The following is a 13,541-nucleotide window of genomic DNA, read 5'->3' on the forward strand; positions in this document are numbered from 1 at the left end:
TAAAAGCAGCGAATTTCGCTGCTTTTTGTCGTTTTAATATTTAAAAAGTATTGCGCTGAGTACAAGTATGATTAAATAAACTGTACTTTATCGCTATACCGTAAAATCCAAAGGAAATGTAATGAGCCTAATTAACGAAACCCACGATATTAATTTAATCAGCTGGGTAGAATCAGCTAATGTTGATAACTGCGACTTCCCTATTCAAAACTTACCGTTTGCAGAGTTTCGTCGTAAAGGCGCTGATGAAGCCTTTCGTGGTGGTGTTGCTATTGGCGACCAAGTAATCGATTTAGCAAAACTAAGTAAATTAAACGTTTTAACAGGTGACGCTAAAACAGCCGCTGATGCAGCAAGTGAAACAACTCTAAATACATTTATGGGTTTAGGGGGGCAGTATTGGTCAGCCCTTCGTTTGGCCCTTTCAAAAGCACTAAGAGCAGGCTCTGAGCACCAACAAGCGCTTAGCGATACATTGGTTGCACAGTCTGATATAGAGTTTTCTTTGCCTTGTCGTATCGGTGATTACACCGACTTTTACACTTCTATTTATCATGCTACTGCTGTGGGTAGTTTGTTTCGCCCTGACAACCCATTATTACCTAATTATAAATGGGTACCTATTGGTTATCATGGTCGCTCTTCATCTATTGACGTATCGGGTCAAACATTTCATCGCCCTAAAGGTCAAACCAAAGCGCCAGACGCTGAAGTGCCATCATTCGGTCCGTGTAAACGCCTTGATTACGAACTAGAGCTGGGTATTTACTTAGGTAAAGGCAATGCACTGGGCGATGCAATCGCTATCGAAAATGCTGAAAACCACGTATTTGGCTTTTGTGTATTTAACGATTGGTCAGCACGTGACTTGCAAGCGTGGGAATACCAACCGCTTGGTCCATTTTTAGCTAAAAACTTTGCCTCAACTGTATCGCCTTGGATTGTAACAACCGAAGCATTAGCGCCTTATAGAACAAGCTGGACACGTGATGAAAACGATCCACAGCCTATGGACTATTTAGAATCAAAAGCGAATCGCGACCAAGGTGCTTTTGATATTCAAATGGATGTTAAAATTCAAACGCAAAAAATGCGTAGCGAAGGCCATAACCCAACGCGCGTATCAACATCTAGCTTTAAGCACTCTTACTGGAGCGTGGCACAAATGGTTACTCACCACACAGTAAATGGCTGTAACTTTATGCCAGGTGACATGTTAGGTTCGGGCACTCAGTCGGGTCCAACGCACGAAGAAGCAGGTTCATTACTTGAGCTTTCACGTGGTGGCAAAGAAAAAATCACGCTAAGTAATGGCGAACAACGCAGCTTTTTAGAAGATGGCGATAACGTTATTATGCGTGGCTGGTGTGAAAAAGAAGGCTATGCACGTATAGGTTTTGGCTCTGTAGAGAGTACAGTTCTGCCTACAAAATAATACGAGTATTAAATAAAAGGGCTGCTTACTAAAAGCAGCCCTTTTTTATTAATTTTTGAACAGTTACAATTTTTCTCTGGCTTTTTTAACTCAAATTGCTATCTTAATTCGGTTAATAGCCAATGTTTATATGCCATGTCAGTATTTATAAAGTCTTTTTATCAAAAAACATTTCCAGCCCGTCAGTTACTTATTCGCCAAAATGGTGAAGTTAAGCATGTTGTTTTGGCGTCTTGGGTTCAGCTTACTGTTGCAGTACTTGTTTTTGCTACTTTAGCTTGGATCAGTATTTCTACATTACGTGTTTATTCACAAACGAACAAAATTTCCAACATCCAGCAAAACCAATTGAATAAACAACTACTTTGGCAGAAAAAAGTCAGCGAACAAAATGCACTTTATACAAATCAGTTAGAACAGCTGGCTATTCTTGAACAAAAACAGGCTTTATTGCAAAGCATGATAGAGTCATTACCGGCCTCGATTAGCAAAGATTCAATACAGCTTGATAGTAATCTCGAGTCACCAATTAGTGAACGAAAAGAAGAATTTCATGCTCCACTACTTGATGAAGAGCCAAACAATAAGCAAGTGAACTTAGTTACCCCGCTTACTTTTTCAGCAAGATACCAACATTTAGCACAAGCTTATCAAAAAAACTTTGCATTACTTGATAGCCAAATAAATAAACGACACGACGATATTTTAGCAATGCTTAAAGGCGCAGGACTTGAATCGGCACTTAAACAACATTTGGCACTAAGCGAACAAAAAACAGCACAAGGTGGCCCACTTGATGTTTTTGATGAAACAAAAATTCCGACCCAATTTTTACTTATTGCCGATAAACTACTCTTATTAAATAACCTTGAGAGCTTTTTAACAGAGCTTCCGAATTCTTTACCTTTGCCTGCTGCAAAATATTACATTTCAAGTAGTTTTGGTCTTCGCAAAGATCCTATGAATAATCGTCGAGCCTTTCATAAAGGAGTCGATTTAGCTGGTTGGCATAAAACCGAAATTTTTGCCCCTGCTGACGCTATAGTTCTCAGAGCCGGCCGCAACGGTGGTTATGGTAACTTTATTGAGCTTGAACATAAAAATGGCCTTGTGACTCGTTTTGGCCACTTAAATAAGATTAAAGTGAAGAAAGGTCAACTAATTACTAAAAATGATGTAATAGGTTTAATGGGGAGCACCGGTAGAAGTACCAGTACTCACTTGCATTATGAAGTATTACTTGATGGCAAACATGTTAATCCTCTAAAAATAACAAAGGCGCTTTCTCATGTTCGGTAGAAAGAAACAAAAACCAGGAAGCTCTAGTTTAAAAAGAGTAAATAACACTCCCTCTATTATTTCACAAGATGTTCGTATCACAGGCACCTTAGTTAGCCAAGGTGAAGTACAATTAGATGGTCGTATTGATGGTGATATTAAAGCAAAACATTTAGTTATTGGCTCAACAGGTATTATTGAAGGTATGGTTGAAGCACAAAATGTAGTTGTAAAAGGCAAAGTTATTGGCTCAATAAACGCCAGTGAAGTAAATGTTAAAAGCGGCGCACATGTTCATGGCGATGTATTCCACGATACCTTAAGCATAGATGCCGGTGCGATTATTGAAGGTAGTTTAAAGCAACGTTTTGAAAAAGATGCAATTGAGCTTATTAGTGAAGAATTAAAACCAGTCAGTGAAGTTAAGATGTTGTTAGAGGAAGACGACAGCGGCTTGTCGTTTGTAAATAAACAAGCCACAGATAAAAACTAAATCAACTCAGTTGACTGTTCATTATTTTTTTTCAGTGATATACATTGTAATATCAGCAGTGAATACAAGTTCATTGCGAGTATTATAAAGCTTTACTGGCACAACTAAGTCCTCTTTATCTATCCATTTATGCGGTAAATCAATCTCTGCAATTGCAGTTACATCAGTGTCTACTTTAGCTAAATACTGCACTGTCATCCCTTTTGGGATCCAACGATGCGTTTTAACTGGCACTGTAGCATCAACCATTACACCCGCACACAATTCAGCTAAGTTACACTGCGCAATAGCATGAATAGTTCCAATATGATTATGAACGCTGCGACGATTTTTAACCACCGCACTACAATGGCCCTCTCTCAAATCGAGTACGTAAGGTTTCATCGAACCAAAATATGGCGCTTTAAAGCAAACAGCTTTAGTAAAAAGCCAATTCCCAAAAGGTAAGCGCTTAAACTTGTGCCATGTTTTTACAAGTGCAGATTTATTACTCATTATTATTTTCCATCAACAGTTACTTTTTTAAAATTAACACATCAGACCAGTTTTAAAAAGTGCATTTATGCTGGCTTTTTAGCTTAATCCAATCAAAAAGTAAGAATGACAGCCTATGCAGGGGTCATAAGCCCTTTCTTTTTTATGAGTGCCCACCTAAAATACTCGGCAAAAGGAGACTCAATGCAAACACAGCCCGCTAAACCTAATATGACTTTGTTACTTATCTTAGCGTTACTCGTTATATTTTGCCCTATGGCAATCGATATTTACCTACCTGCTTTTCCAACTATTGCAGAACAATTTGCAGTTACTGAACAACAAGTACAGCAAACCGTTGCTATTTTTATGCTAACAGTAGGCCTAGGCCAATTAATTGCGGGCCCTTTAGCTGATAGATTTGGCCGAAAACCAGTGGCAGTAGTGGGCATTAGTTTGTATGCAAGCTCTGCATTACTCGCATACTACTCGCCTTCTTTTGAGGTATTGCTGATAGCACGTGCTTTTCAGGGAATTGGAGCCTGTGCCACGTTTGTTGTCGCATTTGCGATAGTGCGTGATAAATATGGTAGTGAACGAAGCGGTCAGATGATCACCTACCTTAACGGGATTGTGTGTTTCATTCCGGCAATGGCACCTATTTTAGGGGCTTGGCTTACCGTACAGTTTGGCTGGCGTATGAACTTTATGTTTTTAACCGCGTTTGCCATTTTGGGCCTTATTGTTACCCTATTCTTTTTTAGAGAAACTCGCCCTCCTGATAGTCATTATCAAGGGCATATTTTAGATTTACGTCGCTTTACACCGATTATTAAAACACCGGTATTTTTGTTTAATAGCCTAATTTGTATGGTCTCAATGTCGGCCATATTAGTGTATGTAACGCTCGCTCCAGGCTGGCTTATTACACATTTAGGCGGCACCGTAGCCGACTTTACTTTTTGGTTTACGTTAAATGCCGTAATAAGTATTGTCGCAAGTTTTATTTTACCAACCTACATTAAACGAAATAGCCAACGTGCTTTGCGTGTCGGTGTGAGTGTACTGGTTTTCTCAGGCATTTTAATGTTAGCCCTTAGCGGTATAGAAACAGCATTTGCGCTTATGTTACCTATCTTAATTGCTGCATTAGGGTTTGCTTTAAGTTTAGGCTCTGCAGCAGGAATGTCTCTGTCTAGCTTTCCTAAACAAGCAGGCACAGCCTCTGCATTACTCGGTGCTATGCAAATGAGTGGCGCTAGCATATTGGTAGTATTGACCCAGTATTTAGGGCTAAGCACACCATGGCTAATTGCTTTTCACTTATTATTACTAGTTCCGCTTTGGCTTATTTTAATGAGCAAAAAAGCACATACTTTACACCCAACTAAAAGCGCCCAATGATCAATCCTGATTTTTTAGTCTCGTTTTTATTAGCCAGCTTTTTAATGGCGGTAGCACCTGGGCCATCAAATGCATTTTTGATGGCACAAACATTTGCTAATGGTCGAAGCGCCGGTATGCAAAGTGCTTTTGGTTTTGCATTAGGTGGGGTTATTCATACTCTATTTGCTGTTGTAGGGCTAAGCGCAGTCCTAAAAGCTTCCCCTAGTGCCTATGCCGCAGTGCAATATGCAGGCGCAGCATACTTATGTTATTTGGGGTTTATGATGATTAAAGGCACGCTAAAGCAGCCAGAGCCTATATCTGATGACAAGCAAACCGATAAACCGCATATAAGTACCAGTAAAAAAAGTAATGTCATGTTTCAAGCCATGATGACTGAAGTGCTAAACCCTAAAGTGGCGCTGTTTTTTATTGCATTTATTCCGCAATTTGTAGATCCAACGCTTTCATCTGCTACTTTTCAACTCGCTTTTTTTGGCTTGCTTTACCCTATTTTTGCTTTTCCGATTGACTGCACGTATATTTATTTTGGCGACAAAATTGCACAGTTTTTTAGACGTAACCCAAATAGCCAACTTTGGATTGATAGGATCACCGGCACTGTATTTATAGCCCTTGCTATCAATCTATTATTTTAACTAACCTGCACTTTGGTTAAGAGATTTATTACCCAGAGTTTAAGCTAACTAATAAAAAAGAATCAGCATGGAACAAAAAACACAATCTCTTCCCGCACAAAAAAATATTGCTTTAGTTGCCCACGATGGTAAAAAAGCAGCACTAAAATTATGGTGTGAAAAACACAAAGAAATACTAAGTAAGCACACTTTATATGGCACAGGTACTACGGGGCATTTAATTCAAAAAACGACGGGGCTTGATGTAGTTCAGCTTTTAAGTGGCCCTATGGGCGGCGATCAACAACTTGGCGCTAAAATAGCAGAACATGAGATACATGTATTAATATTTTTTTGGGACCCATTAGCATCACAGCCTCATGACCCTGATGTTAAAGCACTACTGCGTTTAGCCGCTGTTTGGAATATTCCGGTGGCGTGTAATGAAGTGAGTGCAGATATGTTATTAAGCTCACCGCTTATGGACGTAGAGCTTGAACGTACATTGCCAGATTACGAAAAATACCTCGCAACCCGACAAATAGATCTTTAAACCTCAATTGTAATCTAGGTTATTTATAAAGCATGCTGGCCCATTTAGTCAGGCCAGCGGTTACACTACCAAAGTGATCCCCGTTAACCATTTTTATATCGCCTAAGTGCTCACTTAAAGCCGCTTTAATCAATGGGGATTGTGCACTACCCCCTGTTAAATAGATAATGTCTGGCGTGGTCGCAGCGTCACTGATTGCTTGTTTTGCTAAAGTAACTATTTGGCTAATACTACTCTCAACGGCAACAGCTAAATCGCTTACCGATACATTTTTATTTAGTCCACTAACTAAAAAGCTTAAATCGCAATCAAACGCACTAGCTGATGAAAGTGCTATTTTAGCCGCTTCACCTTGTTGCACTAATTGATGGCCTTGCTTGTTTTGCTGTAAATGTATTAAACGCTTATAAAGCTCAGGCGCACTAACATCACGTAATTGTGCATTTAGCTCTCGGGTATGGCTTTCACTATAAAATTGGCTTTGTAAGTTTACATCGTTAATTTTACACGCTTGCCAAAACGCTTGATTAGGCAAAGGCAAACCCGATTTAAACGTACTACCTAAACCCAATAACGGCATTAAACCATGAAAGCTCAAAGCAATATCTAAATCATTTCCGCCAACACGTTTACCACTGTGAGATAAAAAATCGCTATCGCGCTGGCTATTTCCTCTAAAGCTTGGGCCCATTTGTACAAATGAGCAGTCACTTGTACCACCACCAATATCAATAACGAGTACTTTTTGATCCTGAGTTAAATCACTCTCGTAATCGATACCCGCAGCAAGTGGCTCATATAAAAACTCTACGTCTTTAAAACCAGCACGTTTAGCTGCACGTTCTAAAATACCGACCGCTTGTTGATTTGATTGATCGCCACCCACAGCTTGGAAGTTTACTGGGCGACCAATCACTGTTTGTGTAAGTGTTTTACCTAAAGAGCGCTCAGCGCGTTGCTTAATTTTTAAGATCATCGCGGTTGCGATATCTTCAAAAAAGTTAATTTGACCTTGCTTTAAACCTGTTGCACCAAAAAATGATTTAGGGGACTTAACAAAATAGCCTTCTTCAGGAAACTGCACGTACTCGCTAATCGCTTCACGACCAATAAATAGGGTTTCATCTGAAGGTTGTAAATCAAGGTCTGACTTAATACGAGGTAAGGTATTTAATAATGCTTGGCGCTGCGTTAAAAAGTCATGCTCATGGGCTGTGCCATGTAAATGCTTAGCAACAAAATCAACAACCAACGCACTGTGATGAGTGTAAAGTGTAGACGGTAAGTAATGTTTTCCTTGCTCTAGCGGTACTAATTGAACATTACCCTCGCTCATTACACCCATAGCACAATTAGAACTACCGTAATCAAAACCTACAAACATACTTCACCACACATTACCAAAAAGGCCGCGCAATTTAGCACACTTTGTAAAATTTATAAATGTTATAAACTATCTCTGACCCGTAAAAAACTAGCAAAACGCGGTAACCCATTTTTTGTTAAGCCATGAAATCGGTACGTTACAGTACTACCAATTTCCGGTGGAATGGAGCGCTGTGCATCATTAAACCCAGTACCAATAGAAAATACCTGCCCCTGCGCTGTTTTTACCCTTAATGCCCCTAACATTCCTTGATATTTACCTTTGCCTGGTAAGTGTGCAATTACAACCGCTTCTGCATCTAAATAAGGTTTTAATTTTAGTAATGCATTACTTCTTCCATTGCTGTGCTTCGCGCTGGCCAAATGAAGCATTACGCCCTCGCCGCCCTGCTTAGTTATGTTCTCAAAATACTCTGTAAGCTGCTCATTATTTGTAAAGCTATATTGACCTACTGCACTAATGTGCGGCAAGTTTAGGCTAGTAATTAGCTCATTATAGTTTTTATAGCGAGTGCTAAAAGGCAGATTTTTATCTGGCATATCAAATACTTTATAAGTAATAGTTTGCCAATCATGATTATTAGGTTTTTTAGTTCTGACTATGCCACTCAGCGCAGAAAAGTGCTCACGTTTAGTCCACAGCTCACCATCAAGCCATACATTTGGCAATGGCGCTGTAAACCAACTTGGCGCATTGATAATATTGCCCTTACGAGTTAAAAACTCCGTGCCGGTCCATATAGCTCTTACGCCATCATATTTTTCACTGACTAAATACTTACTTACATCATAATGCTTAGTTTCGTCATATACTTTAGCCAGTAAAACAGACGGCTGTGCTGCACTTATGCATTGCGTAAAAAGTACAATAACAATTAAAAGCAGGTGTTTAATAGTAAACATTGGCGCATCCAAGCATGTAAAAGTTGGCTTAAACTATAGTTGAGATTGCGCCCATTGCCAAAACTCATCTAAGTTGCTCATTTGATAGGTAGCTTGGCTAAAATCGTGATCTTTAGTATGGCTATTGGCAATGGCTACCACACGTAACAAAGCATTGTTGGCCGCCGTAACGCCGGTAAATGTATCCTCAACAGCAATTGCATTGCCTGCCTGTATATTTATCTGCTCAAGTGCCAGTAAATATGGGTCCCCAGCAGGTTTAGGATTAGTTACATCGTCTTTTGTTACCACCGTATCAAACAGCTCATAAAACCCTAAACCTTTAAGTATTGGCATAGCTTCACTTTTAGCACTGCCTGTTACTAGCGCCATTTTTAAGCCACTCTCTTTTACAGCTTTCAACGTTTGCTCTGTAAATGGCATCAGTGGCGGTAAATGTGTTACTACATATCCACCAAATAAACGGTATTTTTCATCTGCTAAAAATTGTGCACTTACCGATAAGTTATGCTCTTGCTTAATTTCGATTGCGGCTTCTAAAGTGGGCCGTCCCGAAAAGCGCTGACAAAAATCATTTTCTAAATAACTAACACCGTAAGGCTTAAGTAGTTTACTCCAGCATACAAAGTGCATACTTTCTGAATCAACTAATGTGCCATCCATATCAAATAATATTGCTTGTAAAGTCATCCTCATTCCTTATACCAACCTGCATAAATCTTTGATCAATTTAACGAATTAAATTGCACTATAACTTCGTTAAAAATTTTTTATTTAGAACAACTAGATACAAAAATTTTTGCCTAGTTCTAGCGTAATTTTCTTAACGTTAAATAAAACCCATATATAAGCAGATTGGTATTATTTAACCTAAGCTAAATTTTGGCAATAAAAAAAGGCGCCTTAAGCACCTTTTATATAAATACAGTTATTGCGTTAAGCCTGCTGGCGGCTCACCCATTGCTTCCTCACCCGTATCAACATCAACAAGCTCATAGCCACGCGTTTTGCGCATAACTTTAAGTACAGGTTTTTCAAATGCTGTTTTTAAACGCTCTGAGTCATCTTTTAATTCATCTAATGTTGTACCAAAAGGGGCTGCGCCTGTTTCTGACCAGTTAGTTACTTTGCCGTTCAAGTTATATTCCACTTCGTGTATTTGATATTGCGCTGCTTCGTCTTTCGTTGCTTCACAAAAAATTACACGGTAATTCCAAAATCCAGCCATTATCTTATCTCATTAAAATTAATTTACGCTACTTTACCAGCTTTAAAAAAACATAAAAGCCTGCACAGGGCAGGCTTTTAAAAATCAATATAATTTAAAGCTAACTTTAGAAGAAGTTAACTTTAAACTCAGCGCCAACATAGCGTTCTTCATTAACCATTGCTGTGTTGTTATTAAAGTCGATTGCACCAATAGCAACTTGCTCATCAAATAAGTTACGAGCAAAAACAGCTACTTCGTATTCATTATCATCCTGAGCCCAAGTATAACCGGCGCGCACACCTACTTCTGTTAATGGTTTGCCTTCAAACTCAACCGCTTCATATAGGAAGAAGTTAACTTTACTGCGGTACGATACATCGGTGTAAGCGTAAAAGTTACCTTCGGCTAGTTCTTTTGAATAACGAAGTGTTATGTTAGAAATAAACTCAGGTGCATTAGGTAAGCTATTACCATCAATGATTGCTCTGCCATTTACTGTCGTATCAGTAATATGCAATGTGTCACGATCTGGTACAGGAATGGTAATGCTGTTATCTTTTAACTCTGTTTTGTTATAACTAAAGTTAAACGTGGCATTAAGCTCATCAGTTAATACCCACTCGGTATCAAGTTCAAAACCATAACCTGTTGTCTTATCTGCATTGAGCAAACTTGTGGTATTTGCAGTCCCACCTACAGCAGTTAATTGCTGATCATCCATAGTAAAATAATAAATACTCGCATTTACACGCCCGCGACCATCAAGTACGTCTGATTTGAAACCTGTCTCATATGAAGTAACAGTTTCAGAGTCAGCTGTAGTAACCTCGTCAGAGAACGTGATACGACCTTGAATACTAGGAGCGCGGAATGTATTTGCAACTCGTGCATATAAATTAACATCATCATTTAATTTATAAGACGCTGAAATATCCCAACTTACATGATCATCACTTACATCAGTTGTACGGGTGATATCGTTTGTACATTGTATCAAGTTATTTAGGCAGTCATCGCTAACTATTTTACGTACTGCTTCAAAGTCTTTTTCATCGTCTGAGTAACGAAGGCCAGCCGTTAGTTTTAAATCATCAGAAACAGTGTAATCTACAGAACCAAATACAGCCCAAGCTTTAGTATCTTGCTGTTGATTAACGTAACCGTTTAACGCGCCCCCAGCTAGAGTGTTATAGCCGAAGTTTTCAATCGTTACTGATTCATCAAAATAAAATAAACCGGTTTGAAAATTAACTTCGCCGTCAAAGTTACTCGCTAAACGTAATTCTTGCGTGTATTGGTCGTGATCTGGTAAACCACTTTCACTTTCTGATGGGAATGGAATTGAACCTGGACCATGAAACTCACCTAAAAAGTCAGCACCATAACCACCATCAATATCGCCACGCGAGTTTACTTCTGCGCTTTCCCAACCTGAAATTGAAGTAATTGTATAATCATTAAAATCATATTCTAGCTTTAAGCTTAAACCTTGTGCATCAACAGTTTGCTTTTCACGTGCTGCTGCATCGTGGTAAACAACTTTATAATCAAAGTCATCAACTAGATCGTTAGTGCCACTTTTAATTGCATTCGCACGAAATGGAATAGGTGTGCCATCCATATTACGTACGTGATAATTAAGTAAGGCTGAAAAATCATCTTTTTCATATAAGAATTGAACACGTGCAGCTCTATCAGTGTAACCACCTAATACATCGTCTTGTTCAAAACCTGGTGCACGGTTATCAATAAAATTATCTTTATCTTGCCATAAAACAGAAACACGTGCAGAAAGGTTATCCGTTAAGCCACCACCTACAGCACCTCTAAAATCTACAGCACTGTCAGTACCATATGATACTGAACTAAAACCTTCAAATTCTTGGCTTGGCTTAACTGAATCAAATTTTACAAGACCAGCCGGTGTATTACGGCCAAACAATGTACCTTGCGGACCACGTAAAACCTCTACGCGCTCAACATCAAATACAGGGAAACCTTTTAGAATCGCATTTTCTTGAACGATATCGTCAACAACCAGTGACACAGGTTGTGATGCATTTAAATCAAAGTCGGTATTGCCTAAACCACGAACATAAAAACGTGGAAATGTACGGCCATAAGAAGACTCAATCGCTAAACTTGGAATTTTCGCATTCATAAAGCGAATATCCATACCGGCAGAGCTATACACATCAAGGTTATCACCTTGTAATGCAGATACTGCTACGGGTACTTCTTGAGCGTTTTCGACACGTTTACGAGCGGTTACTTGAATAACTTCTAATTGGTTGCTCTTTTTAGCTGTTTCTTGCGCAGCTAAAGAAGAAAATGAAGTACCTGCTACTGCAGAGAACAACGTTGCGTTAATTAGGGTTGCTAACGTAGATCGTTTCATTGCTTTCATGTTGGGTTTAACCTTTTGTGTGCACTCTTATTCAACGGTTTATGTGTTGCGCAATTTATACCATGGAGGTAGATTGCGGGTTCGACCAATTTTTCGCGTCTTGCTATAGGCTGCGCGGACCTTATTATCGAGAGTACAAAAACGATGTTATAAGGCTGAACGAACGATCGATATTATACCACCACGTAATAATTTTACTGCAAAAAGATGAGCAAAAAAGTAAACTCTTTTGCAACATTTAACTACACGTTATGCCATTTTTATACATTTAAAGGCATAAAACACAACAAATAAGGACATATGTCCTTATAAAAAAACACCAAACAAAGTAGCCACTTGCACTTTTTAAACAAAAATGAAAAAACACGAACATAGTTTGAAAATAAAAGAGCTGCACACGGCAGCTTTATTTTTTATGGACTCAGATAACTGAATGTTTTTTATTTGATACGCTTAAGTGCAATTTCTCCATCTATATGAATATCACGCTGCGGGAAAGCAATCACTACATCATGCTCTTCAAATACAGCGTAAATACTAAAGCGAATATCACTGCGTACTTTTCTAAGCATAGTCTCCGACTCTGCGCACACCCAAAAAATAGCGTTAAATACAAGTGAGCTATCTGCAAAGTCATCAAATAGTACTGACGACTTTGGATTAGCCAATATAGCTTCATGGTCATCAAGTACTTGCTGAATTAGCTTTTTAACCAGCAGTACGTCCGATCCGTATGCAACACCAACGCTCACCGCTGAACGCGCATTACCATCAATTAGTGTCCAGTTAGTTACTGTATTTTCTAATAGCTGGCTATTGGGTATCAGCATATGCACACCATCGTTTCGGCGTATACGTGTTGAACGTGTATTTATTGTTTCTACCACACCTTTTGCATTACCTACTTCTAAAAAGTCACCAATACGAATTGGTCGCTCCCACATCAATATCCAACCACTTATAAAGTTGTTGATAATATTTTGTGCACCAAAACCAACGCCAATAGCAATAGCGCCCGATACGAATGCAAATGCAGTAACGGGGATACTAAGCACTTCTAAGGACGTAAAAACTAAAATAGCAATGCTTATAATAAAGTAGATACGAGTGAATAAATGCACAGCGTCTTGGCTTAACTTTTTTGCTAGTAAGGTTTTTTTTATCAACTTACCAATACGCGTAACAACAAACCAAATAGCGAAAAGTATTAAAGGTACTTTAATGATTTTTGCAACGGTAATATGTACATCGCTGTAACTAAATACAACAAAGGCAAGAATTTGGTTTATGTGTTCTAACGTCATTTATTTTCCAATACAAGCAAGGAGCGCTTTAAAGTTAAATCGCTATAGAGTGAAAGTGATTCAGTGTTGGGTAA

General features: G+C 38.8%; 13 protein-coding genes. 6 read left to right on the forward strand and 7 right to left on the reverse strand.

Annotation, left to right across the window (positions count from 1 at the left end; all coding sequences use genetic code 11):
* Positions 1-121: 121 nt before the first annotated feature.
* The 3 genes from fahA to AOR04_RS12355 all read left to right on the forward strand — a co-directional run bounded on the left by fahA (position 122) and on the right by AOR04_RS12355 (position 3,206).
* Positions 122-1,435 carry a fumarylacetoacetase gene (gene fahA, locus AOR04_RS12345; protein WP_096793505.1) on the forward strand — a complete coding sequence of 438 codons (1,314 nt, stop codon included), beginning with the start codon at positions 122-124 and terminating at the stop codon, positions 1,433-1,435.
* 135 nt (positions 1,436-1,570) lie between these two features.
* A complete protein-coding gene (locus AOR04_RS12350) occupies positions 1,571-2,734 on the forward strand; it encodes a M23 family metallopeptidase (protein WP_007376893.1) in 1,164 nt (387 codons plus the stop codon).
* Positions 2,724-3,206: a bactofilin family protein gene (locus AOR04_RS12355; RefSeq protein WP_096793506.1), complete on the forward strand. Its 483-nt coding sequence runs from the start codon at positions 2,724-2,726 to the stop codon at positions 3,204-3,206. The genes AOR04_RS12350 and AOR04_RS12355 overlap by 11 nt, the downstream gene beginning before the upstream one ends.
* 21 nt (positions 3,207-3,227) lie before the next feature.
* Here the strand turns inward: AOR04_RS12355 and AOR04_RS12360 are convergent, their stop codons facing one another.
* Positions 3,228-3,701, reverse strand: coding sequence for a hotdog fold domain-containing protein (locus tag AOR04_RS12360; protein ID WP_008134698.1), 474 nt, complete (start codon positions 3,699-3,701; stop codon positions 3,228-3,230).
* Positions 3,702-3,884: 183 nt separating this feature from the next.
* Between AOR04_RS12360 and AOR04_RS12365 the strand changes: the two genes are divergently transcribed.
* From AOR04_RS12365 to AOR04_RS12375, 3 genes are all read left to right on the forward strand, one after another.
* The gene (locus AOR04_RS12365; RefSeq protein ID WP_096793507.1) at positions 3,885-5,084 is read left to right on the forward strand and encodes a multidrug effflux MFS transporter; all 1,200 of its coding nucleotides are present in this window, start codon (positions 3,885-3,887) and stop codon (positions 5,082-5,084) included.
* Positions 5,081-5,725, forward strand: coding sequence for a LysE family translocator (locus AOR04_RS12370; RefSeq protein WP_096793508.1), 645 nt, complete (start codon positions 5,081-5,083; stop codon positions 5,723-5,725). Before AOR04_RS12365 ends, AOR04_RS12370 begins: the two co-directional genes overlap by 4 nt.
* Positions 5,726-5,792: 67 nt before the next feature.
* Complete coding sequence (locus AOR04_RS12375) at positions 5,793-6,257, forward strand: methylglyoxal synthase (RefSeq protein ID WP_002958191.1); 465 nt, start codon at positions 5,793-5,795, stop codon at positions 6,255-6,257.
* A 19-nt stretch (positions 6,258-6,276) separates the two neighbouring features.
* Here AOR04_RS12375 and yegD read toward each other — a convergent pair whose 3' ends face one another.
* The 6 genes from yegD to AOR04_RS12405 form a co-directional block, all read right to left on the reverse strand.
* Complete coding sequence (gene yegD, locus AOR04_RS12380) at positions 6,277-7,641, reverse strand: molecular chaperone (protein WP_096793509.1); 1,365 nt, start codon at positions 7,639-7,641, stop codon at positions 6,277-6,279.
* Between the two features lie 62 nt (positions 7,642-7,703).
* Positions 7,704-8,546 carry a DNA ligase gene (locus AOR04_RS12385; RefSeq protein ID WP_096793510.1) on the reverse strand — a complete coding sequence of 281 codons (843 nt, stop codon included), beginning with the start codon at positions 8,544-8,546 and terminating at the stop codon, positions 7,704-7,706.
* A gap of 33 nt (positions 8,547-8,579) precedes the next feature.
* A complete protein-coding gene (locus AOR04_RS12390; RefSeq protein WP_096793511.1) occupies positions 8,580-9,236 on the reverse strand; it encodes an HAD family hydrolase in 657 nt (218 codons plus the stop codon).
* 238 nt (positions 9,237-9,474) lie between these two features.
* Positions 9,475-9,774 (reverse strand): hypothetical protein, encoded by a 300-nt coding sequence (locus AOR04_RS12395; RefSeq protein ID WP_096793512.1) that lies wholly within the window; start codon positions 9,772-9,774, stop codon positions 9,475-9,477.
* Positions 9,775-9,880: 106 nt separating this feature from the next.
* Positions 9,881-12,163: a TonB-dependent receptor gene (locus AOR04_RS12400; protein WP_096793513.1), complete on the reverse strand. Its 2,283-nt coding sequence runs from the start codon at positions 12,161-12,163 to the stop codon at positions 9,881-9,883.
* Between the two features lie 440 nt (positions 12,164-12,603).
* Positions 12,604-13,467, reverse strand: coding sequence for a mechanosensitive ion channel family protein (locus AOR04_RS12405; RefSeq protein WP_007376883.1), 864 nt, complete (start codon positions 13,465-13,467; stop codon positions 12,604-12,606).
* Between the last annotated feature and the right edge of the window lie 74 nt (positions 13,468-13,541).

Origin of the sequence: Pseudoalteromonas sp. 1_2015MBL_MicDiv, from assembly GCF_002407505.1 — a bacterium.
GTDB lineage: Bacteria > Pseudomonadota > Gammaproteobacteria > Enterobacterales > Alteromonadaceae > Pseudoalteromonas > Pseudoalteromonas fuliginea.

Coding starts and splice junctions, on each gene's coding strand:
- fahA (WP_096793505.1), top strand. CDS start 122: ATGAGCCTAATTAACGAAACCCACGATATTAATTTAATCAGCTGGGTA.
- AOR04_RS12350 (WP_007376893.1), top strand. CDS start 1,571: ATGTCAGTATTTATAAAGTCTTTTTATCAAAAAACATTTCCAGCCCGT.
- AOR04_RS12355 (WP_096793506.1), top strand. CDS start 2,724: ATGTTCGGTAGAAAGAAACAAAAACCAGGAAGCTCTAGTTTAAAAAGA.
- AOR04_RS12360 (WP_008134698.1), bottom strand. CDS start 3,701: ATGAGTAATAAATCTGCACTTGTAAAAACATGGCACAAGTTTAAGCGC.
- AOR04_RS12365 (WP_096793507.1), top strand. CDS start 3,885: ATGCAAACACAGCCCGCTAAACCTAATATGACTTTGTTACTTATCTTA.
- AOR04_RS12370 (WP_096793508.1), top strand. CDS start 5,081: ATGATCAATCCTGATTTTTTAGTCTCGTTTTTATTAGCCAGCTTTTTA.
- AOR04_RS12375 (WP_002958191.1), top strand. CDS start 5,793: ATGGAACAAAAAACACAATCTCTTCCCGCACAAAAAAATATTGCTTTA.
- yegD (WP_096793509.1), bottom strand. CDS start 7,641: ATGTTTGTAGGTTTTGATTACGGTAGTTCTAATTGTGCTATGGGTGTA.
- AOR04_RS12385 (WP_096793510.1), bottom strand. CDS start 8,546: ATGTTTACTATTAAACACCTGCTTTTAATTGTTATTGTACTTTTTACG.
- AOR04_RS12390 (WP_096793511.1), bottom strand. CDS start 9,236: ATGACTTTACAAGCAATATTATTTGATATGGATGGCACATTAGTTGAT.
- AOR04_RS12395 (WP_096793512.1), bottom strand. CDS start 9,774: ATGGCTGGATTTTGGAATTACCGTGTAATTTTTTGTGAAGCAACGAAA.
- AOR04_RS12400 (WP_096793513.1), bottom strand. CDS start 12,163: ATGAAAGCAATGAAACGATCTACGTTAGCAACCCTAATTAACGCAACG.
- AOR04_RS12405 (WP_007376883.1), bottom strand. CDS start 13,467: ATGACGTTAGAACACATAAACCAAATTCTTGCCTTTGTTGTATTTAGT.